This window comes from Pseudoalteromonas prydzensis, assembly GCF_001661495.1.
Lineage (GTDB): Bacteria > Pseudomonadota > Gammaproteobacteria > Enterobacterales > Alteromonadaceae > Pseudoalteromonas > Pseudoalteromonas prydzensis.
The window spans coordinates 159,858-182,866 of sequence record NZ_BDDT01000003.1; the positions used below are offsets into that span (position 1 = coordinate 159,858).

Consider the following 23,009-nt stretch of genomic DNA (forward strand, 5'->3'; position numbering starts at 1 on the left):
CATTATGAGGGCTTGCTCTCGTCGGCTTTAGCCTCGTCTTCATCAGGTATATATTTATACAACATGATGATAGAGGCAAAAATACTGACAAAGGTAATAGCCATCAGCCCAAATACTTTAAAGTTTACCCAAAAATCAAGAGAGAAATTATAAGCAATATAAATATTGAGTGCTGCAATTGCGGCTGTAATTGCAGCCCATAGTAAGTTGAGTTTGTCCCACAGTGGTTCAGGTACGCTATTGGCTTGCTCTGTCTCTGTGGCATTATTTAACACCGAACTCAGTGCTTGCTTGACGAGATTCTTGCCTATAAAGTAGCGGCTGAATAATAGCGTTAAAGACAGCAGCGCATAAATAATTGTGGCCTTCCATTTTACAAACTGCTCATCATGAAAAACGAGTGTTAACGTGCCTAAAATGACCGCGATGGCAAAAAACACCCACTGCCGCGCTGGTACTTTAGCCGTTGTAAAATAAGAATACGCAACTTGAATAAGCGTGGTGCCCATCAAAAGTGCTGTTGCCCAGTAAATATCAACTAATTTAAAGACCGCAAAAAATAAAACTAGTGGGATAAACTCGATTAATGCATGCATATACTGCTCAAAATGTGATTGCAAAAAATAATTGCACAGGTTGTATCAATTTATTGTGTTATTTACAAGGTTGACTTAGTGGTTACTAACCCTTAGCCTGCGTGCTTTTGTATTCAATCATTACCAAAATCCACTGAATCGCCATCGAGTCAGTGAGTTTTTTAGGAGCATTTTATGAATAAAGCAGACCTTATCAGTGCTATGTCGGCGCACAGCGAATTAACTAAGAAAGATTCACACGCCGCTTTGACAAGCATGTTAGCTGTTATTACAAAATCATTGTCTGAAGGCGACCAAGTACAAATTAATGGTTTTGGTACATTTGCCTTGAGTTATTACCCCGCACGCACAGGGCGCAACCCACAAACTGGCGCAGCGATTGAAATAGAAGGAGCCAATAAGCCAGTGTTTAAAGCGGCTAAGGCACTGAAAGACGCCTTATGATGTAGAATCTTCGCACTTTGTTACTCAATTACAGAGTGCTTGTCATTTTCTCACTATACCCCCCTTTAATTTCAATGCTTTATATTTGGCATGGTGTCTGCTTTTATATCCTTAAGCTTAATAAAATAAGGAGATATCATGTCTAGATTACAAACGGGTAGCCAACTTAAAGGCAAAAAAATAGCCATTCTAGCAACTGACGGCTTTGAGCAAAGTGAGCTGTTTTCACCGCGAAATGCTTTATTAGATGCTGGCGCAACTGTTGAGGTTATTTCAATCAAAGAAGGTGAAATTACAGGTTGGGATGAAGATGTATGGGGCGATAAGGTGGCCGTGGATAAACTCGCAAGTGAGGCAAATAGTGATGATTATGATGCGTTGCTGTTACCCGGCGGTTTATTTAACCCAGATAGTTTGCGGATTGACAAAGATGCAAAGGCATTTGTTGATGGCTTTTTTGGCGCAGACAAAAACAAACCCGTCGCAGCAATTTGTCATGGACCATGGTTATTAGCAGAAATTAATAAATTGCGAGATCGCACAGTAACCTCTTTCCCAAGTATTAAAACTGACTTGATCAATGCCGGTGCTAATTGGGTCGACAAAGAGGTGAGTGTTGATAGAGGTTTAGTTACGAGCAGGAGCCCTGCGGATCTAGCTGCGTTTAATCGTAAATTTATAGAAGAAATTATTGAAGGTAAACACCAAGCACATTAGTCTAAAAAGGGCGCTGTGAGCGCCCTTAAGTTATGCTTAGAGATTTGTAGCTGCCTTCATAGCGGCTACAAATTCTTTTAATCCATTCAACATCACTTGTGGGTTATCAAGATTAGTTTCAATGATTTTAACCACAGCAGATCCTGAAATGGCGCCCGCTGCGCCCGCTGCTAGTGCGGCTTTAACATCTTCTGGTGTAGAAATACCAAAGCCAAGTAACGCCGGTGCGCTGTGATACTCTTTTAACTTAGTTACAATCGAGGAGGCGGGCATTTGTGCTTTTGTTTCAGTGCCTGTGACACCCGCGCGAGATAATAGATAAGTATAACCACGTCCATAAGAGGCGCATTCACGTAAGGTGTCATCAGGTGCGTTAGGAGTTGCAATAAAAATAGGATCGATGCCATTGTTCATTGCAGCTTTTCGAAACATTTTAGATTCATGTAGCGGCACGTCTGCTACTAAAATTGAATCAACCCCCGCCGCTTTGGCATCTTTGTAAAAAGTTTCTAGGCCACGTTTAAACACCAAGTTTGAATACAGCAATAAACCAATTGGAATATCAGCATTATATTCACGTACTTGCTTGATAATATCAAAGCAGTCTTGGGTGTTAATATTAACCTCAAGAGCGCGAATGTTGGCCGCTTGAATAACTGGGCCATCTGCAATTGGATCTGAAAATGGAATACCAAGCTCTAAGGCATCTGCGCCGCCATCAATTAAGCTTTTGATGATTTCAACACTGAGCTCTTTGTTGGGGTCGCCAATGGTGACGAAAGGCACAAAAGAACCTTGATTTTGTTCGCTTAATGCGGCGAACATTTTCCCGTAGCGATCTGTTTTTAGCGGGGCTGGCTGGCTCATAGTTGATCTCCTTTTGAAAGTACATCCATTACGTGTGCTAAGTCTTTGTCGCCGCGGCCACTTAAATTCACCACTAAGATGGTGTCTTCCGTTTGTTGCTCTGCATATTTTAATGCGTAGGCAAGGGCATGGCTTGATTCAAGCGCAGGGATAATACCTTCATTTTTAGCCAATAATTGAAATGCTTCTAGTGCCTCGGTATCGGTAATACCCACATACTGAGCGCGACCCGTTTCATGCAAAAAGGCATGTTGTGGGCCGACCGCTGGGTAATCAAGCCCTGCGGAAACTGAGTAAGACTCTTCGATTTGGCCATCATCATTTTGCATAATGTAAGTATAAGTACCGTGTAAGATACCTTTTGTGCCCTTACAGATGGTTGCACCATGCTCATGGGTATCAAGACCTTTGCCAGCAGGCTCTACACCAATCAGTTTAACACTTGGCTCATCAATAAAATCAGTAAACATACCAATGGCGTTAGAGCCACCACCCACGCACGCAAGCACCGCATCAGGTAGGCGACCTTCCGCTTTTAATACTTGCTGCTTTGCTTCTTCACCAATCATTTTTTGGAACTCACGAACCATAGTTGGGAATGGGTGTGGGCCTGCCGCTGTGCCAAGTAAGTAATGCGCTTCTTTGTAATTTGCAGACCAATCCCGTAGCGCTTCGTTGACGGCATCTTTCAGTGTGCCAGAGCCTGCGGTAACAGGAATAACGGTCGCGCCCATTAATTTCATTCTGAATACGTTTGGTTGCTGACGTTCTACATCTTTAGCGCCCATATAAATCCGGCATTTTAAACCCAATAATGCGCAGGCAAGTGCCGTGGCAACACCGTGTTGGCCTGCGCCTGTTTCAGCAATAACCTCTTTTTTGCCCATGCGTTTTGTTAGCAGTGCTTGGCCTAACACTTGATTGGTTTTATGGGCACCGCCGTGTAATAGATCTTCACGTTTTAAATATAATTTTACTTTTGGGTTTTTTATTAAGTTACGGGTTAATGTCAGTGGCGTAGGGCGCCCTGCATATTCATTAAGTAACTGTTCAAACTCAGCTTGAAATGCAGCATCTGTTTGTGATTTGTTAAACTCGTTTTCTAGTTGTTTTAGTGCAGGTACTAGCAATTCAGGGACAAACATGCCGCCAAATTCGCCGAAGTAAGCTGGATTATTCATAAGAACCTCAATATTTACGGATGCTGATAAACGCATCGTTTAATTTGTTTTGGCATTTTTTACCGGCACTTTGCTCAACCCCAGAATTTAGGTCAAGACCATGAGCGCCTTGGTATAATGCACCTTGAATGTTGTCGGCATTTAAGCCACCAGCGAGCATAAATGGGCTGCTGGCATGTTCTAAAATTGACCAATCAAAGGTTTTCCCTGTGCCACCTGCTTGTGTATCGCTGTGGGTGTCGTATAGATGGCGATCAACTCCAGCAAGCGGTGTCGGTAGACTGTCTTTAACAGCTTGCGCTTTCCAAATCTGACAGCTACTTGGTAGCAAAGGACGCAATTGGTTAATATAGGTTTGGTCTTCTTGACCATGTAATTGTACAGCGGCAAGTTTTAAGCTCTGCGCGTGCTCTACAACGTCTTTAATGCTGGCATTGACAAATACCCCAACGAAAGCAAGTGGGGCACTTTGGGTAATTTGCAAAGCGCAATCTAAATCAACATAACGAGGTGATTTAGGTGCAAAAATGAGCCCACCAAATACAGCACCACTGTTATAAGCATTCATGGCATCTTCACTGCGGGTTAAACCACAAACTTTGTTTTCCCCTAAGATCACACGACGACAAGCGCGTTCTAAATCACGCTCAGCCATCAGCGAGCTGCCGATCAAAAAACCATTACATAGAGGCGCAAGGCGTTTCACATCTTGATGGGTGTAAATACCGGATTCGGAAATAACCACTTTATCGTCAGGAATAAGCTTACGTAGTTGTTCGGTGGTCGCTAAGTTGGTACTTAAATCACGTAAATCACGGTTATTAATACCGATGATCTGGGCATCAAGGGCAAGTGCTCTATGCACTTCTTGCACATTACTTACCTCAGTCAGAATAGCCATATTTAAGCTCTGCGCTACAGCTGCAAGTTGTTGATACTGCTCGTCATCAAGAACTGACAACATTAATAAAATGGCATCACCACCATAAATACGCGCCATATAAATTTGGTATTCATCAATAAAGAAGTCTTTACAGATCAATGGCTGTTCAACTTGGCTGCGGACAAATTCTAAGTAATCAAAACTGCCTTGAAAATATTTTTCATCAGTGAGCACACTGATACAGCTGGCGTAGTTTTTATACACGCTGGTGATCTCAGCTAAATCAAACGGCTCACGAATAAGACCCTTTGACGGTGAGGCTTTTTTGCATTCCAGAATAAACTGCGTGCCAGGCGCTGCAAGGGCCTTATAAAAATCACGACTTGTAGCTACTGCTTGATGTTTAAAGCTTTCAAGCGGGCGTTTGGCTTTACGCGCTTCGAGCTCTATTTTTTTGTCTGCGACTATTTTGTCTAATACATTAGCCATTAGTTACCTCTGAATTTGCGACTGCTTTATTACTTTGCTCAACTATGGCGTTCAGTGTGCTTAATGCGCGGCCAGTTTGTAATACGGTTTTAACGTGCAGAGCGGCGCTTTTAAAATCATCCGCTTTATTGGTTAAATAAAGTAACGCGGCAACATTTACAATGATGGCTGCATTGTGTGCGTCTGTGCCGTTACCCGCTAAAATTGCGCGACTTGCCTCGGCGTTATATTCTGGACCTTCACCGGCTAATTGTTCAAGTGAATAGTTTGCAAGACCAAAATCCGCAGGGGTTAGTGTGTATTGGCTGATTTCACCATTATTTAGCTCTGCAACCGTGGTTTTACCGTGCAAGGCGATTTCATCTGTGCCTGAGCCATGTACAACCATAGCACGCGGTGTACCTAACGTTTTTAAGGTTTGTGCCATTGCTAGGCATAAACTCTCGTCATATACCCCCAAAAGTTGTACATCAGGTGCCGCAGGGTTTGCCAGTGGTCCTAATATATTAAAGATGGTGCGGGTTTTTAAAGTGGTACGTACCCCCATGGCGTGACGAACACCGCTGTGATAATGGGGGGCAAACAAGAAAGTGAAGCCAGTTTGCTCTAAACATGCAACGGCTTCTTCAGGTGTCATATTGATATTAATACCCAGCGCTTTGAGTAAATCGGCAGAGCCCGAGTTACTTGATACACTGCGATTCCCATGTTTAACCATATTAATACCGCACGCTGCAGCAACGATTGCTGCCGTGGTGCTAATATTTATAGTATTTGAGCCATCCCCCCCAGTGCCACAGCTATCCGCTAAATTACTTGCTGTGGTTTTAAAAGGCACTGCGTTGGCGCGCATGGACGCGGCGGCGCCAGCGATTTCATCACTTACTTCACCTTTTATTTTTAGTGCAACTAAAATGGCGGTAAGCTCAATTTCGTTCACATTGCCTTGCATGATGGCATCAAATAATTGCTGGCTTTGATTAAAGCTTAATGATGATTGCGTTAGTAACACTTCAATCATTGAGCCAATGCTCGCCTCACTGGCTGATTGTTGGTTTGCTGACATACGATCCTCTACTGCTGTGCATTGGCTAAAAATTGCATACTCTGTTGAAGTAGCGCGGCGCCATTTGGCGTCAAAATAGATTCAGGATGAAATTGGTAGCCAAGGGCTTTATCATCGTGATGATAAATAGCCATCGGGATTGTTTCATAATGAGCTATCACGGCGACACTTGCTGGTACTTTTGTCGCCATTAGGGAATGATAGCGGGCTACTGGCATACGTTGTCCCATTCCTGCAAAAACAGGATGCTCACTCAATTCGATGATTGATGACTTACCATGAACGGTTTCACCAGCATGACCGATAATGCCTCCATAGCTTTGTGTCAGCGCTTGTTGACCTAAACATATCCCGAGCATCGGGAAACGGCCTTTACATAATTCAATCAATGCCATTAAACAACCCGCTGCTGTGGGCGTGCCAGGACCTGGTGAAAGTACTAAAATAACAGGTTTAGTCTCGCTGCACATTTTGTCAAAAATTACCTGTGCATCTATATTGTTACGATATACCACTAAATCGCTGCCCAACATAGAAAGTTCATCGACTAAGTTATAACTAAATGAATCAAAGTTATCTAAAAAGTAGATTTTTACGTCGCTTAGTTTGTTGATTAATTGGCTCATGTTAGTGTCCTTGATAAGTCGATTGAATCGCTGTGATCACCGCTTGTGCTTTTGCGCGGGTTTCATTTGCTTCAGATTGTGGATCTGAGTCATACACCACACCGGCACCTGCTTGCACATAAGCGATGTTATTTTTAACAAAGGCCGAGCGTATAACAATACAGCTATCCATCGCTCCATCACCGGTTAAGTAGCCAACAGCGCCACCATAACTGCCACGGCGTTTCCCTTCGGTTTGACGAACCAGTTCAGCAGCGCTGACTTTCGGGGCGCCAACTAAGGTGCCCATATTCATGCAAGCTTGGTAAGCGTGTAGGGCGTCTAGTTCAGGCTTTAAAGTGCCCACAACCCGTGACACTAAATGCATCACTTGCGAATAACGGTCTACTTTTAATAACTCTTTGGCGTGACGAGTACCAGGTACACTAATGCGTGCCACATCATTACGGGCTAAATCGACTAACATTAAGTGTTCAGCGCGTTCTTTTTGATCGTTCCGTAATTCAAGTTCAATACGGCTATCTAAGTCGGGATTGATTTGTCCATTGGCAAATTTGCCGCGTGCACGAGTACCAGCGATTGGATACACTTCGACCTGCTGAGTGTGCGCACAAAACTTTAATGCTGATTCTGGTGAAGCGCCAAACAATGCAAATTCGCTATCACGCATATAAAACATATACGGGCTTGGATTTTGTTTTTTGAGTTGGCTATAAGCATGTAAGGGATTTGCACAGGCTAAAGAAAATGTCCGTGACGGTACGACCTGAAAAATATCACCGTCAACAATGTGTTTTTTCAGCGTATTGACCTGCTGACAATAGTCGTCATCGCTAATATCAACAGTTACTTCGTTGCTGCCCGGATTTAGCTGGGCACTAAAGTCATCGGCTTGGTCGCATAATGCATTTAAACGCTCTAGTTTTTTGCCCACTTCAAAGCAATTTGCATGGACGTCAGGACCATTAAATACATTGCCAATCAACTCTGTGGTTTTGGCTTGATGGTCAATAACAACTAAGGTTTCAGCTAAGTAGAATACATAGTCAGGGCAACTGTTTTCACCATCAGGCACTTCAGTTAGCTGCTCAAAGTTAGCCACCATGTCATAGGCAAATACGCCACCTAAAAATAATGAGAACGGATTTTCGGTGGTACTGCTTATATTGTTGATACAGCAGCGCAGCGCACTAAATGCGTTATCGGCAACTAATTTAGACGCTTCGTCAATATTACTGTCGGTGCCTTGATACTCAATACTTAAGGTTTGCCCGTTTAACTGCGTATGACAATTGTCGAGTTTAGTTATTAAATAGGGGAGTAATTGTTGGCCATTGTTCGATTGTGAAGTCACAGTGACTGTTTTACCTTTACAGGTGATCTTGAGCGCGCAATCGACCAAAATTAAACTTTTTACACTGTCTTTAGAGTCAATTTCAGCGGACTCTAATAACAGTGAATTGTCTTTATCGAGTAACCCATACAAAGCTAATGGGCTGTGGATATATTCTCGCACTTCGGTGATGCTGGTGACTTCACCTGGCGTTGTTGTAATATGACTAAAAATCAAACCTCATTCCCTCAAAAAAATAAACCCCGCAAGCTACGCTGTGCGGGGTTTGAATAACGATACTTAATAAAATTAAGATAGACCATTACCGTCCCGCTATACCAGGCGCCACCACCAGTGATGTGTAATAGTTGCTACGTTATTCATGTTTGTTACCCCAAAATTTAAATATAAAAAAACCCGCAATAAGCGGGTTTAGAATGTGTTAGACACGACAATTCGTCACCCGATAATTTACGAGTGCCACCACCAGATAGTGTTTTGGATTGAATTGATCATTGTTTTTGTTCTTTATGTGTCTTAAGTAGCTACAGTAAACCGTATCAACGGCATTAGTGTCAAGTATTTATTTAAAACAATTTATTTAAAAATTTTGTTATACTTAATAACAACTTTCGCACATTTAATATGAGCAGTCTTCTCTTTTGATAAAATACGATTTACATAGCCACACTACACATTCTGACGGACAACTAACTGTAGAGCAGTTATTATTGCGCGCAGTTGAAAAAAATATCGATGTATTTGCGATCACCGATCACGATACCACTGCTGCCATCAAACCTGCTCATGCTTATATTCAAAGCCAAGCCTTACCACTGAAATTGATCAACGGGGTTGAAATTTCCACCAAATGGGAGAGCTTTGAGATCCACATTGTGGCATTGAATGTCGATATTGATGAAGCAACATTAATTAATTTGTTGACTATACAGCAACAAAAAAGAGCAGATAGAGCAATCGAAATTGGTCGTCGGTTAGAGAAAAATGGTTTTGAGGGTATCTACCAACAAGCGCAAGCGCTTGCAGAAGATGCGCAAATAACCCGTGCACATTATGCTCGTGCACTAATCGCTCGTGGCGTTGCAACGACTATACCTGGGGTGTTTAAAAAATACCTAGGGCGCGCAAAAACAGGGTATGTACCAAGTGATTGGTGCGACATGCAAACGGCCATTGCTGCTATTCATGCCGCCGGAGGCGTTGCTGTGTTAGCACATCCTGGTCGTTATCAAATGTCGAATAAATGGTTACGTAAATTATTGACTCAGTTTAAAAGTGCGGGAGGGGACGCAATGGAAGTTGCGCAGCCGCAACAAGCACCGAGTGAGCGACAGTTTTTAGGCGAATTAAGCCGCGAGTATGATTTACTGTGTTCGCAAGGATCTGATTTTCATTTTCCTACTAGTTGGCTAGAATTAGGAAAAAACTTATATTTGCCAAAAGATTGCCAAGGTGTTTGGCAAACTTGGGAAGGGCAAGAAGGAGACGCACATGAGTGATTTTTTTCATATTCATCCGGATAATCCACAACCACGATTAATTAAACAAGCCGTGGATATTATTAAGCAAGGTGGCGTGGTGGTATACCCAACTGATTCTGGGTATGCAATAGGTTGTAACTTGGGTAATAAGCAAGCGAAAGAACGTATTGAACGTATTCGTGGCATTGAAAAACACCATAACTTTACCTTGGTTTGTCGCGATTTATCTGAGTTATCGACGTATGCACGGGTAGATAATCAGTTGTTTAGGCTTATTAAAAACAATACACCAGGGCCATACACGTTTATTTTTAAAGGTACTAAAGAAGTGCCTAAACGATTATTAAATGATAAAAAGAAAACCATTGGTATTCGTGTCATTGAACACCCGATCACCTGTGCGATTTTAGCCGAATTGGGCGAGCCTCTAATGTCATGTTCGCTTATTTTACCTGGTGAACAATTTACAGAGTCGGACCCTGATGAAATACGCGATCGCATAGGACCGCTTGTTGATTTGATTATTCATGGTGGTTATTTAGCGGAGCAAGCAACCACAGTGATTGATTTATCAGAAGATACTGTTGAAGTTCTGCGAGTAGGCTGTGGTGATACGGCACCGTTTGAATAACACCTCGCGATGACGCAGTTACCCACTGATAACGTGACTCAACAGCCAGCGCAGCAAAAGCTGCCGCTGGCTTTTTTGCATGGCAAAGAAGTCATAGATGCACCAGAAGACTTATATATCCCGCCCGATGCTCTTGAAATTATTTTAGAAACCTTTGAAGGTCCGCTGGATCTTTTACTGTATTTAATTAAAAAACATAAACTTGATATTTTAGAACTGTCAATTTTTAGTATCACTGAGCAGTATGTTCGCTATGTTGAAATGATGAGTGAGTTTCAGTTAGAGCTGGCTGGTGAATATTTAGTGATGGCGGCGCTGTTAGCACAAATAAAATCGCGTTTGCTATTACCTAAACACGAAGAGCTTGAGGAAGAAGAAGATCCACGTGCTGAACTTATACGCCGTTTACAAGAATATGAACAATTTAAAAAAGCCGCTGAAAATTTAGATGACATTCCGCGTGTTGGTCGAGAAATATTTACCGCTCATGCTTTAATGGGCGAGCAAGAAGAGCCGAGTCAATTTTTACCGGATGTAGAATTAAAAGACTTACTTTTAGCGCTCAGTGATGTCATGGCCAGAGCCAAAACTTTTGAGCATCATCAGATTACCGCTGAGGCACTTTCAACCCGAGAGCGCATGAGCCTAATTTTAGCTAAGCTCTCTAAAGCAGGCACACAACTGCCATTTACTGAGTTATTCACCTTAGATGAAGGGCGCAGCGGCGTAGTCGTTAGCTTTATCGCCATGTTAGAGCTTATTAAAGAAGGCTTGATCAGTTGCCTGCAAGTAGAGCCTGCCACGCAAATATATATAGGTTTAGTTGATAATAATTAGTGATTTAGTCGTATCGTTGATCGGGTGGATATGTGTCGGCTTTCCTGTTCATTGGGTAATTTGTCGATATGCAAATGCTTCCTTCAAGGTTTATGTGGCAGTTAGTATCTTAGTAAGCCTAATTTTGTACTTTATTCAAAGTCAGGATTCTGTATTGTTTGCTCTGGCTGCGTTGTCTCAAGCAATGATATTTAGGTTCTATGTGTATAAGAAAACATAACAAGGCCATAAAATCAAGGACACAAAACAGCTGGCTGTGCTCCTTCGTTGCTAAGTATAGCCAGCTATTTTCTGCCGTTTATGGCAGCGTTTGCAGCAAAAGGAAAGCTTCGTGGATTCATCCTATTTCAGAGATAAAATGCTCTCTCAAATCACCATCGGATATGATTGGGAAACATTAAATAATTTCGCTGAAATCAAGCTTATTTCAAACAATGGAATAATCTCTTCATTTAAAATTTGTAAACTCACGGAATATTCTCTTTACGAAGATTTTTCAGCTAGGTACATTAGTCAATGCAAGCTAATTGTAAGTAGTTCTATGGTTTTTTTAAGTTTGGATCCATTTGATGAGTTATCTAACGAAATAGACTTGGACAACGATTGCCTATGGTTTAAGGGTAGTAACATTGAAGTAGTGTAATGTACTGCTAATCGGGTAGCCGGAGGTCTCTAATCTCCAGCCCCCACACCACCCATCATGCGCTTTTTATTGATAGGAAGTGCAATGGGCGGTTCATCTCCCGAAATGAATATTGATCCAAATATCTCTCAATGACGCTAGATAGTCATTGCCTAATGCAATGTTAATTCCTTTTGTTTTTGAGCTTCTACAAGGGCCTTCGCTTCCAAGCGCCTACTTTTGGTACTGGTGATACCGAAGGCGATGGCTAGTTGCTCACTGACCCCCAATTTCATTAAACTGCGAACTTTGGTGCGTGCTATTCCTTATAAATAGCGCCAATGGCACCAGTAGCACACTCTTATCCTACGTCGGATCCAATGTTCTAAATCCACCGTTAGCTGATAAGCGTTGGTTATTGGGTAGTAGTGTCCCCAGCCGCGCAAATACTTTTGGGTCTAGAATCTGTAGTACTCTAAAGCGCAGCGCCTCTTAACCTCTTTGTGAATAATTCAATTAAAGATCTTTTGCACAAAGAGCAGAGAATGAGAAGTAAATGAGGATGAACTTGAAGGCTAATATTGATACATGAAAACACGATGCATTAATATAGATAGCTGCTACCTCACCAAATAAGCCATTCAAAGACCTGTCATACCCTCCAAAACGCCAATTAAAGCAACAGCAAACCCCTTTATATATTTTACGTAAAATCGAAGTAACTAATTGAATCAAAATAGGAACTCGGCTATGGTTAATGAATCAATAAAAAACGGGTTACTCTAGAGGCTCGTTAGGTGCCCATGAAACTATCTACCTTTATAGTTGTATTCTTGATCTTTTTAAGCGGCGTGGCCAATGCCGTTGAATTGTTTGATAGAGATTTGGCAAACGAAAAACTGACGCCAATTCTGCCAGTATTAAAAGCTGGCATCAAAAAGCACGATGTGTCTATTTTTGAAAAGTATGTGCTCTTTCCACTGAACATTAGCTACGAAGAGAAATATGTTACTGCGGATGGTAAAGTAAAAATGAGAACTGAAGAAATTCAAACTGCCAGTGAATTTCAAAAGCGGTTTGATGATATTTTTACGCCCACAGTTGTTAGTTTAATTGACTGCATTACTCCTGAGAATATGACATATAACAAGTACAAAGGTTTTGAAGCTGCTTATGGTGGGATTTGGTTTTATGATGTAGTCTTTGATGATACAAGCAAACGTTTGTTTGCGCTTGCAAGTATATCGACGAATAAAAAAGCTACTGAAAAGTGGATAAAAGTACATTGTGATAAAACACCTAAAAAGTAATACAATTAACAAGCTAATTCATCCTACGCCAAACAGCGGTGCGGGTAATTTGAGCGTTAGGTCTCATTAAGCATATGGGCACATTTCGAAATAAATTCTTACCGCTCATTGCATTTATTGCAGGGATCTTTTTAATAGTCACTTATTTCTTTGGAGAACAGTTTTTAACATCTATCCCAAAAAAATCGGAATTAACTAAATCTGCTGGTCAGATTGAGTGGGTAAAACGAGCAAGTAAAAATGGCAGAGATGTACGTTTCAAATTAAAAAATAAAGAAGCATTTGTTCATAATGGTTTTGGACGAACATTAGCAGAAGAACTCTATAATTCATTAACAACAGAATATATTGTTGAAGTTTTAGCTGACCATTCGCAGCCGCAAAAACCAATGATGCATAAGTTTACTTATTATCCAGTATATGAAATCGTAATTAATGGTAAAAAGATCTACGCTTACGAAAGCGAAATAGCGACTATTAAACGTGCTTCAATAGTAGTGCTATTAGTCGGTATATTTTTTGTAATTTACTCTGTCTGGTATTATCGTAAACATAAAAAGCGTTTGTGGTTTAAAACTTAACACATATGAGCCTTAACCTGCCGATGCGGCTGCTAGGTAAGTCACTTATGGCAAACATGTAAACAACAAAACAGGGCTGGCCCATTTTTTGAAAAATTATAGTTGTCCTTTTTAATTGTCCTCAATTGTATGCACAATTACCATGACTCGCAAACTCGCACTCTTTACAAGAAAATGCAAACTCACCGATTGGCACTTTTATACGAGATAAGCCAACCCACACTCTCCGCACAAATACAATCTTGTCATTTTACTGTGCATATGCGCACACAACTTGTTTGTTTATCGCTATTTTCTTTTATCTAGAGACGGGCTATGCTGGTGTTATTGGATAGCGGAGTCAGTAAACATGTTTAAAAACACAAAATCTTCGTATGGTGTTGTTGCAATTGCATTACATTGGTTAATGGCTGCAATGGTAATTGGTTTGTTTGGCCTTGGTTTATACATGGTTGAACTCACATACTATGATAGTTGGTATAAAGGTTCTTTAGATTTGCACAAAAGTGTCGGAATTACGCTGGTGGCGTTATTACTATTTCGCTTTGCTTGGCGTGCATTAGGCACCCAACCGGAACCTTTATCAAACAGTAGCCCTGTGTTAAATAAAGTGGCTCATACAGCACATCTACTTTTATATGTGTTGCTTTGTATCATAGTGATTTCAGGGTATTTGATTTCTACTGCTGATGGTCGTTCGATTGAGGTGTTTACGTTGTTTAGTATTCCCGCAATTGATTTTTCAGTAGCTAATCAAGCAGATATTGCAGGTAAAATTCACTACTATGTGGCGTGTAGCTTAATAGGACTTGTGGTATTGCATGCACTTGGGGCGTTAAAACATCATTTTATCGATAAAGATAAAACCTTAATTAGAATGATCAAACCACAAAAGGATGATTAATAAATGAAAAAATTACTTTTATCAGCTGCCGTTGCAGCAACCATGTTTGGTACAACAGCTGTACAAGCTGCGGACTATGTTATTGACACTCAAGGTGCCCACGCATTTGTAAATTTTAAAATTAAGCATTTAGGCTACAGCTGGTTACATGGCCGTTTTAATACCTTTGATGGTAGTTTTAGTTATGATTCAGCCAACCCGAATGCATCCCAGATCATGGTGAACATTGATACTAAAAGTATTGATTCAAACCACGCTGAGCGTGATAAGCACTTACGCGGTGGTGACTTCTTGAATGTAGATAAGTTTCCAACAGCGACATTTAAAAGTACCTCAATTAAATTTGATGAAGATGGCGATGAAGCTGACGTGACAGGTGAGTTTACTCTACACGGCGTTACAAAAACAATTACCTTTGAAATTGATAAAATTGGTGAAGGTAAAGATCCATGGGGTGGATACCGTGTTGGTTTTGAAGGCGAAACTAGCTTGAAATTGGCTGACTTTGGTATTGATTACAACTTAGGCCCAGCATCAACACATGTCGATATTGGTTTATATATTGAAGGTGTTCGTAAGTAACATACTTTATAAATCACAGTAGATTAAAAACGCCTCACTTAGTTGAGGCGTTTTTGTTTATTTGTAGGCGTTGCTCAAGCAAGGGTTTAAGATTATCGGGCAGCCAACGTAATAACACTTCTCTATAAGCTGGTTGTTGTTTTACCTGCTCCAGCGCTGCATTTAATACATTGACCTGTTCAATACCCTGTTCATTGTTAGTACATCCAATATAGCCATAACTAAGCTCAGGTGCTTCTGTGAGCGGCAATTGCATTAGTTCATCATCAAAGCTCATCGATTTTGCTAAATAATAATGCTCACTTGGGTAGCCTAATAAAATATCAATGCGTTTTTTCTTCAGCATGTAAGTCAAGCTGGCTAAGGTATCTCGCCCGGGGCGAATAATAATCGACGCATCGGCACTATTATTAATGACCGAATCAATTGCATCTCCATATGAGCGGCTCATAGAAATACCTAACGCGAGTTGATATTTACTCAGTAGGGCTTGTAATGATACGGGCTTATTAATATCAAGTTTTAGCCGCTGCGCAAGCTCTTTATGAATAGCAACAGAAGGCGATAGGCCAACCGTGGAGGTTTGCTCGCTAAAGTAGATGTGTTGCTTTCGATGTGGACTTTGGTAAAGAGACAACATGCAGTAAGTGTAATTAGGGTTGGTAAGCTCTTGAATGGTTCGACTCGATGGTAAAATAGTACGTTTGAATGTATAAGCAGGAAGTTGTTGCTCAAGCAATGTGATCACACTTTCATCACGACCGGTGCCTGCATATTGATCGTTAAAAATATAGTAAGGGGCAAAGTCAGCGACGACCCAATTGATTGTTTTAGCGTGCACGGGAGCGCCAATTAACAATAATGAAAACGCAAAAAGAAAAGCAAACTGCATTAATTCAACCACAGATAAATGAATAATATGGTTAAGTGTAGCAGTTGTAATTTAAAGGGGGGCATAAAAAGCAAAACGCCAGCATTTGCTGGCGTCATTTAATTGCAATAATGTAAAACACGATTGCTTAGTTGGCTTTTAACCATTTAACAAACTGACGTGCGTCACTTGCTTTAGTGAACAAGGCATTTTTTAAACCTTGCGTATCAGAAAAAATAACACGTTGTTTATTTACTGAAATTGATTGCACTGGATGTGCTATTTGGATCATAGATCCGTTGTAACTATAAGACATAATAAAACTCACTTTTTTCTTGTTATCTTTAATGTGCGCTAATTTCTTTATTAGCTTTCAAAGCACAATTAGATAGACCGTGTTGTGTTTAGCTTCATTACAGTGTTGACGATCTTTATGACATTTATGCGACTATTAAAAAAATATGCCGTAGTCTGAATTGGGGTTCTCGCCGTACAATAACTTAGCTCTATAATATACGTTTTGCGGGGCTTACTGGATCAGGGTAAAGAGGTTAACCGCGAGGCTTTTTTAGGACCAAGAAGCGACTTTACCCCAGTACTTTTATTTAGGCAAGCGTTATTTTTAAATTTATTGCTAGTCATGTGGTTTTAACTATTGTATTTTATTTAGGTAAAGTGTCGAGAGTAGCTATGTTTCTGTATTACTCGCCTTAACCCACAAATAATAAGAAGTAACTATGCAATATATAATCGTGAGTGATATTTTTGGCAGAACTGCGCATCTAACCCATTTCGCACGACAATTGCACGGCACGAGTATTGTGGTCGATCCCTATCAGGGTCAATTGCAGGCTGTAAAAGATGAGCAACAACAATACTATGCCTTTATGGCTAAATGTGGGCACGATCATTATCTTAAAAAACTTAATATTATCCTCTCTCGTGTTGCAAAACCGACTACGTTAATTGGTTTTAGTGCCGGTGGAGCTGCCGCGTGGCGAAGTCAAGCAGCAGTAAAAAATCCGCACATAAAAAAATTAGTCGCTTTTTATCCGAGTCAAGTCCGTCACCATTTAGATGTGGTTGCAACTATGGAATGCGAATTTATTTTTGCAAAGCAAGAAGCGCACTTTGATGTATTAGCTATTGCGACTAGTCTAGCTCAGCAAGCAAATGTGACATGTCAGCTAGTCGATCACGGTCATGGCTTTATGAACCCACTATCAAACTGTTTCGATAGTGTTGCTTATCAGCAATATAGCGAATACTTAATTGCCGAAAAAAATAATCAATTAACCACTGAATTTTCTACTTTGTAATAAAACACGACTATAATTACTTTTTAAGCTTATAAAATAATTATAAATTATGGCATCACAACACCTGCTTTATAGTCACTTTTTATCTAACCCTGTAGCTAAACCGCCTTGTCGCATGAGCAATGCAAACATGTACGGGTTTTTTGCAAAAATTGACCCGCTCAAAGTTCAAAATTATATCGATTCGACACTTAATCTTGCCGCAACAGATGAGTTGTATTTTAAAGGGATCGGTGAGTACGCATTGTTGACGTTCACGGATATAGAAAAAATAGCCTCATTAACTCCTCCTTTTAGTGAGCAGGGTTGGATGCAAGAAACCGATATAATTATTTGGTTGCCGATTGCACAAGTTGAAAAGCAGGGCACTGATGAAGATATCACTCATCTCTATTGGTACCCGGCGTTTATTTGCGTCAATAATATTTATGCATTAATCAATGGGCGAGAAACATGGGGATACAACAAATATTTATGTGATTACCAGATGCCCAGCTCAGTTGAGATGCTCACTGATTTCTCAGTATCGCTTGATTGTTTTAAGCACTTTTCACCCAGCTCAAAATTACAATCACAGCAATTGTTTACTGTTACGAAAAATACAGCTACGCAAACCGGCGGTCTATTATCTGCCCTAGAGGATTTTGGTGAGCAGGTTGCCAATTTATTCGCAGGCGATCATCTTGGAATAGATTTGTCATTGCTAAAACAGTTATTAAGTGGCTTTGTAAATCCTCAAATGGATCAAATATTATTCAAACAATTTCCTGATGGTCAAGGAGATAAAGCTGTTTATCAAGCTGTATTACATTCCCCTTCAGAAATAAAAAAAATCCATCAGTTTAAGCTTCTCAGTGGTGATTATCAGTTACATTTGCAGCAAGTAGATAGCTTCCCTCTAGCGCAAATGTTTGGCCTACAGCTAGGATCGCAAGCTGTTCATCTGCCGTTTTATATCAAAATGGATTTTGATCAACTTCACGCAACACAAATACTCCCAACGTAAAGGCATCAGTATGGAACAAGAAAAAATAGCCATTATTGGTGGTGGTGTAGCAGCAATGACCGCTGCGTTATACCTAACTGAGCAAGCTAATTGGCAGCAGCAACGGCAAATAACGGTTTATCAGCAAGGTTGGCGTTTAGGAGGCAAAGGTGCCAGTGGCCGCAATAAGGCAATGGGACAACGTATTGAAGAGCATGGGTTACATGTCTGGTTTGGTGCCTATGTTAATAGTTTTAAAACCATTGAAACTGTGTATGATAAATTACAACGCCCGTCGACGAGTGCACTGAGCACTTGGCAACAAGCGTTCAAACCTCATAGTTTTATAGCTTTGCAAGAGCACATTGATGAACAATGGCAAACTTGGCCTATTAATTTTCCACTCTTACCGGGCAACCCTGCTAATGGCAGTTTAGATATTACCGTCTGGGATTTTGTAAAAATGACCCTTGCGTGGTTAAAAGAGTGGATCCCGCAATGTGAGTTAGCGGCCACCGGACGCACTAAAAGCACGCAATTAACCACAAAAAAGCCGCGTGATAAGTATTTATTACAGCATTTTTATCAGCAAGTTAGCGCACTGGTTGCTGATAGCAGTTCTGCATGGCAAACGTTTACCAACGATATACAAAATCTCAATCAAGAAATCACTTCTACCCCCAGTCTACTGGTCGATAAGCTTAATCAGTTTGTGCAAAGCAACAATACATTGCAGCCGCATTTATCAGAAAAAAAAGATAGCTTAGTGATTTGGTATATCGTCAGAAAATTAAAGCGCTGGCTTAGTGAAGAGATCATAGAGTTGCTAGATGATAATGCGGAGCTTAGACGAATTTATATTTGCGCTGATCTGGCAATCGCAATGCTAGTTGGTCTGATCAAGGATAAAGTTTACCGTGATGGCTTTGCCGTAATTAATAAATACGACTTTCGCCAGTGGTTATTAAAAAATGGCGCAAATAAACAATACAGTGTGGATTCTGCCCCTGTGCGAGGATTCTATGATTTAGTTTTTGCCTACCCGCAAGGCGATTTTAATAAGCCAAATGTAGAAGCCGGAGTAGCTGCAATTGCTATGCTTAGAATCGCATTGTGCTATCGCGGCGGTGTAATGTGGAAAATGCAGGCGGGAATGGGTGATGTGATTTTTGCACCGCTGTATGAATTGTTAAAACAACGAGGCGTGAAGTTTGAGTTTTTCCACCAATTGCAGCAGCTCACCCCTGGCGTTGATAGTACTGGCAAACATTGTGTAGAAACAGTGCTATTTCAACAACAAGTAAGCTTAAATACACCGCAAGAATATCAGCCATTAGTGAATGTAAAAAATCTGCCTTGTTGGCCAAGCGAGCCACTTTATCAACAAATAGACTCAGTACAAGCTGAATTATTACAGCAAAATAATATAAATTTAGAATCATTTTGGAGTGACTGGCCAGCGCGCTATAAAGCGCATTTTGGTGCAGAACTTCCGACTAAAACACTGCAGGTTAATGAGGACTTTGACCGACTGATACTGGGTGTTTCGGTTGCATCACTGGAGCATGTTTGCCCGCAACTTTTGGCGATCGACGCAAACTTTGCTGCACAAGCAAAAAATGTACTGTCAGTTGCAACTCAGGCCAGCCAGCTTTGGTTGACTAAAACAGATCAGCAACTGGGCTGGCAATATATGCCAGCAAGTGAAGAAGGCCCTATTTTGAGTGGTTTTAGTGAACCATTTGATACCTGGGCTGCAATGCAAAATTTAGTTGAGAAAGAGCAATGGCCTGTAAATGACACGCCACAAAATATAGCTTATTTTTGTAGCGCATTTCCCTGCCAAGCATACCCGCCGCAAACTGATCATAGCTTCCCGGCTCGGGCTAAAGCACAAGTGAAAGCGAATTTAAGCCAATTAGTAACCACAAATTTGCAGCCGCTATGGCCATCAGCTTATAACAATAATGATTTTGACTGGTCGGTTTTATATGCCAGCAATGCAACTGAGCAAGCGCGGTTAGATCAGCAGTATTGGCGAGTGAATGTTGATCCAAGTGAGCGTTATGTGTTGTCAGTTACAGGCTCAAGCCAATACCGTTTAGCAACGGATGGTACTGTGTTTAGTAATTTATTGATCACCGGGGATTGGATAAAAACAGGCGTTAATGCCGGCTGTGTAGAAGCTGCCGTTATGGCTGGTATGCAAACAGCACGAACACTGTGCGGGCACCCGGCGCAGATCAGTGGTGAGGATGCGTTTCAATCGCGATAAAACAACTCTCAGAATTAGGTATTTAGGCGACTTTAATCAATAAATTAGTCTATAATCACAAATAATTACAGTATGTTTACATATGTTCGGTATAAAGGTTTATTGTTTTATGAAAAGCCACATTTCAGCTTTTTCAAATAGTATAGTGATACTGTGCTCATCGAGTCTGGTTTTGTCTGCTGCTGTGCAAGCACAAAATGACGAATTGGCTGTCGCCAAAAGTAGCCTTGAAGTGATTGAGGTGTATGCCCAAAAGCGGGCGCAAGCAATTGAAGATGTTAGTATTGCAATTAGTCAGGTGAAAGGGGAAACCCTAAAAAATCAGCATTACAAAGATTCAACAGAACTGTCAGTATTTGCGCCAAATTTAAAAATTAGCCAAAATGCAGCAGAAGGCACACCGCCTGCAGTTAATATCCGTGGTGTTGGTCTTGTTGATTATAACACGGCGAATACGTCACCTGTGGCCATTTATATTGATGATGTTGCTGTAGGATCCGCAAGCAATCAAATTGTGAACTTTTTTGATATTGAACAGGTTGATATTTTACGAGGTCCGCAAGGTACTTTATTTGGTCGTAATGCAACGGGGGGGGCTATCTTAATTCGGACTAAGCGCCCTGAATTTAACGAGTCGGGGTATTTAACAGCGGGTATAGCAAATAACAACGCATTTAACATTGATGCTATGTATAACAATCAATTGAGTGATAAGACAGCATTTCGTATTGCTATTAATCGTCAAGATTATGATTACTCAACAAACAATGTATTTAGCCAGTCGCCAACTGCGGGTATGGAGCAAACGAATGCCCGGTTATCATTATTGAGTGAGTTTGATGGTGTACAATTATTGTTACAAGGCCACATAGAAGATTGGCAGGGAATTGTTCAGCCAGTAGGAAATATTGGTATAGTTGCGGATCCTTTAACAGGTGAGCTATGCAGCCCAAGCCAAGCGGGTTCGACAAATTGTTTCGATAACTTTGGCTTTAATGATGCCAGTGACGATTTTTATACCGTTAAGGTCAATAATGATTCACCTCATAAAACTGACGGCAAAGGATTAAGCGCGCATATTAATTGGCAACTCAATGAGCGTAATGAAGTGGTTGCAATTAGTAGTTATAACCAACTAGAACGTACACATGCGTTTAATTGTGATGGCTCACCAGCGCGTTTATGTGAAGGGAATTTAGGGCTTGATACTCACTTATTTAGTCAAGAGCTTCGCCTACAAACACAATGGGATGAACATACTTTAACCAGTGGCCTGTACTACGCGGATGAGTCAATTAAGCAAAATAATATTAATGATATTCTCCGCGATTTTAGGGGGATCCTCGCCCCAGATCTCACTGCGACCTTTTTTTACGATAATCAAATTGATACGCAAAATATGGCTGCTTTTAGCCAGTTAGATTATCAGCTAGACTCCGATTGGTCGATAAGTGTCGGCTTACGTTATTCCTACGAGTCACTTGATTATGATTCAGTCGCACAGTTAAATGTGGTAGTCGATAGCGCGGATTTAGCGGGCGTATTAGTGCCATTTTATCATGTGCAAGGGCAGCAGTCCGACAACGGTTTTTCTGGTCAATTTGCAGTGAACTATCAGCTAAGCGATACAACCCATGGCTACTATCGCTTTGCGAATGGCGCCAAAAGTGGTGGCTATAACGGCGGCTTTTTATCATCGCCTGAACAAGCTGAATTAGCTGACTATGGTAAAGAACGCTTGAATGCTCATGAGGTAGGTAGCAAGTCATGGTGGCCAGAGCAAGGGGTACGGTTTAATTGGGCTGCTTTTTATTATGATTATAATGATCAGCAAGTATTTATGAATCAGCCCTCTGAATCAGTGCAAAAGCCCCCCGTGCAACTACTAGAAAATGTCGGTGACTCAGTGATTTATGGCCTTGAGGCAGAAATTGATTATCAGGCTACGGATGCTTTGTCGATGCGTTTTGCACTGGGCTATATCCCTCATGCGGAATTTGAAGAATTTGTAGACCCCTTAGGTAATAGTTTAACTGACAACCGTTTACCATTTACCTCAAAGTGGAATGTCAGTGCGGGCGTTGAATATCGCTTAGAGCTCGCAGGTAACCCTTTAACAACACAATTATTAGTTGATTATCAGTCAGAGTATTATTTTGATCAAAACCAAAACCCGTATGCCATGCAAGACGGTTACAGTTTAGTCAATGGTAATATTCGTTATCAATTGGATAATTTGAGCTTTGTATTTTGGGGCAAAAACTTATTCGACACTGAGTACAGCAATTTAAAATTTGATTTAAGCTCGTTTCTTGGCATGCTAGAAGACTTCAAAGGGGAAGGCCGTCGTTATGGTCTGGATGTTAGTTATCAATTTTAATAGCTTGC

The 23,009-nt window shown here is 40.9% G+C and carries 24 protein-coding genes; 14 read left to right on the forward strand and 10 right to left on the reverse strand.

Annotated elements, in window-relative coordinates; translation table 11 throughout:
- Window positions 1-2: 2 nt before the first annotated feature.
- Window positions 3-596, reverse strand: a complete 594-nt coding sequence (locus A7968_RS08085; RefSeq protein ID WP_064666077.1) for an inner membrane-spanning protein YciB — start codon at window positions 594-596, stop codon at window positions 3-5.
- 174 nt (window positions 597-770) lie between these two features.
- Here A7968_RS08085 and A7968_RS08090 point away from each other — a divergent pair, with 174 nt between their 5' ends.
- On the forward strand, window positions 771-1,040 hold the full coding sequence (locus tag A7968_RS08090) for an HU family DNA-binding protein (protein ID WP_064666078.1): 270 nt from the start codon (window positions 771-773) through the stop codon (window positions 1,038-1,040).
- A gap of 138 nt (window positions 1,041-1,178) precedes the next feature.
- Window positions 1,179-1,757 (forward strand): type 1 glutamine amidotransferase domain-containing protein, encoded by a 579-nt coding sequence (locus tag A7968_RS08095; RefSeq protein ID WP_064666079.1) that lies wholly within the window; start codon window positions 1,179-1,181, stop codon window positions 1,755-1,757.
- Between the two features lie 36 nt (window positions 1,758-1,793).
- On the opposite strand, the gene trpA is transcribed toward A7968_RS08095, so the two are convergent.
- From trpA to A7968_RS08125, 6 genes are read right to left on the reverse strand one after another with little or no spacing between them, the layout of a single operon-like run.
- On the reverse strand, window positions 1,794-2,624 hold the full coding sequence (gene trpA, locus A7968_RS08100; protein ID WP_064666080.1) for a tryptophan synthase subunit alpha: 831 nt from the start codon (window positions 2,622-2,624) through the stop codon (window positions 1,794-1,796).
- Window positions 2,621-3,805 carry a tryptophan synthase subunit beta gene (trpB, locus tag A7968_RS08105; protein ID WP_064666330.1) on the reverse strand — a complete coding sequence of 395 codons (1,185 nt, stop codon included), beginning with the start codon at window positions 3,803-3,805 and terminating at the stop codon, window positions 2,621-2,623. Before trpB ends, trpA begins: the two co-directional genes overlap by 4 nt.
- A 7-nt stretch (window positions 3,806-3,812) precedes the next feature.
- Entirely contained in the window at window positions 3,813-5,177 is a 1,365-nt protein-coding gene (gene trpCF, locus A7968_RS08110; RefSeq protein WP_064666081.1) for a bifunctional indole-3-glycerol-phosphate synthase TrpC/phosphoribosylanthranilate isomerase TrpF, read from the reverse strand.
- Window positions 5,170-6,198: an anthranilate phosphoribosyltransferase gene (trpD, locus tag A7968_RS08115; RefSeq protein ID WP_167542970.1), complete on the reverse strand. Its 1,029-nt coding sequence runs from the start codon at window positions 6,196-6,198 to the stop codon at window positions 5,170-5,172. The genes trpCF and trpD overlap by 8 nt, the downstream gene beginning before the upstream one ends.
- Before the next feature lie 53 nt (window positions 6,199-6,251).
- Window positions 6,252-6,869 carry an aminodeoxychorismate/anthranilate synthase component II gene (locus A7968_RS08120; RefSeq protein WP_064666083.1) on the reverse strand — a complete coding sequence of 206 codons (618 nt, stop codon included), beginning with the start codon at window positions 6,867-6,869 and terminating at the stop codon, window positions 6,252-6,254.
- A 1-nt stretch (window position 6,870) separates the two neighbouring features.
- Window positions 6,871-8,439, reverse strand: coding sequence for an anthranilate synthase component 1 (locus A7968_RS08125; protein WP_064666084.1), 1,569 nt, complete (start codon window positions 8,437-8,439; stop codon window positions 6,871-6,873).
- A gap of 425 nt (window positions 8,440-8,864) precedes the next feature.
- On the opposite strand from A7968_RS08125, the gene rnm reads away from it, so the two are divergent.
- The 4 genes from rnm to A7968_RS08145 all read left to right on the forward strand — a co-directional run bounded on the left by rnm (window position 8,865) and on the right by A7968_RS08145 (window position 11,815).
- Window positions 8,865-9,722 carry an RNase RNM gene (rnm, locus tag A7968_RS08130; RefSeq protein ID WP_064666085.1) on the forward strand — a complete coding sequence of 286 codons (858 nt, stop codon included), beginning with the start codon at window positions 8,865-8,867 and terminating at the stop codon, window positions 9,720-9,722.
- Window positions 9,715-10,335 (forward strand): L-threonylcarbamoyladenylate synthase, encoded by a 621-nt coding sequence (locus tag A7968_RS08135; RefSeq protein WP_064666086.1) that lies wholly within the window; start codon window positions 9,715-9,717, stop codon window positions 10,333-10,335. The genes rnm and A7968_RS08135 overlap by 8 nt, the downstream gene beginning before the upstream one ends.
- A gap of 9 nt (window positions 10,336-10,344) precedes the next feature.
- Window positions 10,345-11,172, forward strand: coding sequence for a segregation and condensation protein A (locus A7968_RS08140; RefSeq protein WP_064666087.1), 828 nt, complete (start codon window positions 10,345-10,347; stop codon window positions 11,170-11,172).
- A gap of 331 nt (window positions 11,173-11,503) precedes the next feature.
- Window positions 11,504-11,815 carry a hypothetical protein gene (locus tag A7968_RS08145; RefSeq protein ID WP_157586689.1) on the forward strand — a complete coding sequence of 104 codons (312 nt, stop codon included), beginning with the start codon at window positions 11,504-11,506 and terminating at the stop codon, window positions 11,813-11,815.
- 305 nt (window positions 11,816-12,120) lie between these two features.
- On the opposite strand, the gene A7968_RS23795 is transcribed toward A7968_RS08145, so the two are convergent.
- Window positions 12,121-12,240, reverse strand: a complete 120-nt coding sequence (locus A7968_RS23795; protein ID WP_371850146.1) for a group II intron maturase-specific domain-containing protein — start codon at window positions 12,238-12,240, stop codon at window positions 12,121-12,123.
- A 357-nt stretch (window positions 12,241-12,597) separates the two neighbouring features.
- On the opposite strand from A7968_RS23795, the gene A7968_RS08150 reads away from it, so the two are divergent.
- The 4 genes from A7968_RS08150 (at window position 12,598) to A7968_RS08165 (ending at window position 15,171) form a co-directional block, all read left to right on the forward strand.
- The gene (locus A7968_RS08150; RefSeq protein WP_064666089.1) at window positions 12,598-13,104 is read left to right on the forward strand and encodes a hypothetical protein; all 507 of its coding nucleotides are present in this window, start codon (window positions 12,598-12,600) and stop codon (window positions 13,102-13,104) included.
- Between the two features lie 74 nt (window positions 13,105-13,178).
- Entirely contained in the window at window positions 13,179-13,685 is a 507-nt protein-coding gene (locus A7968_RS08155; RefSeq protein ID WP_064666090.1) for a hypothetical protein, read from the forward strand.
- Window positions 13,686-14,034: 349 nt separating this feature from the next.
- Window positions 14,035-14,589: a cytochrome b gene (locus A7968_RS08160; protein WP_064666091.1), complete on the forward strand. Its 555-nt coding sequence runs from the start codon at window positions 14,035-14,037 to the stop codon at window positions 14,587-14,589.
- A gap of 3 nt (window positions 14,590-14,592) precedes the next feature.
- Window positions 14,593-15,171: a YceI family protein gene (locus tag A7968_RS08165; protein ID WP_064666092.1), complete on the forward strand. Its 579-nt coding sequence runs from the start codon at window positions 14,593-14,595 to the stop codon at window positions 15,169-15,171.
- 34 nt (window positions 15,172-15,205) lie between these two features.
- Here A7968_RS08165 and A7968_RS08170 read toward each other — a convergent pair whose 3' ends face one another.
- Together A7968_RS08170 and A7968_RS23315 are read right to left on the reverse strand one after the other, a co-directional pair.
- Window positions 15,206-16,063 carry a TIGR02285 family protein gene (locus A7968_RS08170; RefSeq protein ID WP_064666093.1) on the reverse strand — a complete coding sequence of 286 codons (858 nt, stop codon included), beginning with the start codon at window positions 16,061-16,063 and terminating at the stop codon, window positions 15,206-15,208.
- Between the two features lie 127 nt (window positions 16,064-16,190).
- A complete protein-coding gene (locus A7968_RS23315; RefSeq protein WP_167850818.1) occupies window positions 16,191-16,358 on the reverse strand; it encodes a hypothetical protein in 168 nt (55 codons plus the stop codon).
- A gap of 421 nt (window positions 16,359-16,779) precedes the next feature.
- Between A7968_RS23315 and A7968_RS08175 the strand changes: the two genes are divergently transcribed.
- The 4 genes from A7968_RS08175 to A7968_RS08190 all read left to right on the forward strand — a co-directional run bounded on the left by A7968_RS08175 (window position 16,780) and on the right by A7968_RS08190 (window position 23,001).
- The gene (locus A7968_RS08175; protein ID WP_064666094.1) at window positions 16,780-17,361 is read left to right on the forward strand and encodes a dienelactone hydrolase family protein; all 582 of its coding nucleotides are present in this window, start codon (window positions 16,780-16,782) and stop codon (window positions 17,359-17,361) included.
- Between the two features lie 49 nt (window positions 17,362-17,410).
- Window positions 17,411-18,367 (forward strand): acetoacetate decarboxylase family protein, encoded by a 957-nt coding sequence (locus A7968_RS08180; protein ID WP_064666095.1) that lies wholly within the window; start codon window positions 17,411-17,413, stop codon window positions 18,365-18,367.
- Between the two features lie 10 nt (window positions 18,368-18,377).
- Complete coding sequence (locus A7968_RS08185; protein WP_064666096.1) at window positions 18,378-20,621, forward strand: NAD(P)-binding protein; 2,244 nt, start codon at window positions 18,378-18,380, stop codon at window positions 20,619-20,621.
- Window positions 20,622-20,730: 109 nt separating this feature from the next.
- Window positions 20,731-23,001: a TonB-dependent receptor gene (locus A7968_RS08190; RefSeq protein ID WP_064666097.1), complete on the forward strand. Its 2,271-nt coding sequence runs from the start codon at window positions 20,731-20,733 to the stop codon at window positions 22,999-23,001.
- Window positions 23,002-23,009: the final 8 nt, after the last annotated feature.

Excerpts from the sequence above, each read along its gene's own strand:
- A7968_RS08135 (WP_064666086.1), top strand. The coding sequence starts at position 9,715 with ATGAGTGATTTTTTTCATATTCATCCGGATAATCCACAACCACGATTA.
- A7968_RS08160 (WP_064666091.1), top strand. The coding sequence starts at position 14,035 with ATGTTTAAAAACACAAAATCTTCGTATGGTGTTGTTGCAATTGCATTA.
- A7968_RS08095 (WP_064666079.1), top strand. The coding sequence starts at position 1,179 with ATGTCTAGATTACAAACGGGTAGCCAACTTAAAGGCAAAAAAATAGCC.
- A7968_RS08185 (WP_064666096.1), top strand. The coding sequence starts at position 18,378 with ATGGAACAAGAAAAAATAGCCATTATTGGTGGTGGTGTAGCAGCAATG.
- trpCF (WP_064666081.1), bottom strand. The coding sequence starts at position 5,177 with ATGGCTAATGTATTAGACAAAATAGTCGCAGACAAAAAAATAGAGCTC.
- A7968_RS23315 (WP_167850818.1), bottom strand. The coding sequence starts at position 16,358 with ATGTCTTATAGTTACAACGGATCTATGATCCAAATAGCACATCCAGTG.
- A7968_RS08150 (WP_064666089.1), top strand. The coding sequence starts at position 12,598 with ATGAAACTATCTACCTTTATAGTTGTATTCTTGATCTTTTTAAGCGGC.
- A7968_RS08140 (WP_064666087.1), top strand. The coding sequence starts at position 10,345 with ATGACGCAGTTACCCACTGATAACGTGACTCAACAGCCAGCGCAGCAA.
- A7968_RS08155 (WP_064666090.1), top strand. The coding sequence starts at position 13,179 with ATGGGCACATTTCGAAATAAATTCTTACCGCTCATTGCATTTATTGCA.
- A7968_RS08175 (WP_064666094.1), top strand. The coding sequence starts at position 16,780 with ATGCAATATATAATCGTGAGTGATATTTTTGGCAGAACTGCGCATCTA.
- trpA (WP_064666080.1), bottom strand. The coding sequence starts at position 2,624 with ATGAGCCAGCCAGCCCCGCTAAAAACAGATCGCTACGGGAAAATGTTC.
- A7968_RS08120 (WP_064666083.1), bottom strand. The coding sequence starts at position 6,869 with ATGAGCCAATTAATCAACAAACTAAGCGACGTAAAAATCTACTTTTTA.
- trpB (WP_064666330.1), bottom strand. The coding sequence starts at position 3,805 with ATGAATAATCCAGCTTACTTCGGCGAATTTGGCGGCATGTTTGTCCCT.
- A7968_RS08170 (WP_064666093.1), bottom strand. The coding sequence starts at position 16,063 with ATGCAGTTTGCTTTTCTTTTTGCGTTTTCATTATTGTTAATTGGCGCT.
- trpD (WP_167542970.1), bottom strand. The coding sequence starts at position 6,198 with ATGATTGAAGTGTTACTAACGCAATCATCATTAAGCTTTAATCAAAGC.
- A7968_RS08165 (WP_064666092.1), top strand. The coding sequence starts at position 14,593 with ATGAAAAAATTACTTTTATCAGCTGCCGTTGCAGCAACCATGTTTGGT.
- A7968_RS08090 (WP_064666078.1), top strand. The coding sequence starts at position 771 with ATGAATAAAGCAGACCTTATCAGTGCTATGTCGGCGCACAGCGAATTA.
- A7968_RS08085 (WP_064666077.1), bottom strand. The coding sequence starts at position 596 with ATGCATGCATTAATCGAGTTTATCCCACTAGTTTTATTTTTTGCGGTC.
- A7968_RS08180 (WP_064666095.1), top strand. The coding sequence starts at position 17,411 with ATGGCATCACAACACCTGCTTTATAGTCACTTTTTATCTAACCCTGTA.
- A7968_RS08190 (WP_064666097.1), top strand. The coding sequence starts at position 20,731 with ATGAAAAGCCACATTTCAGCTTTTTCAAATAGTATAGTGATACTGTGC.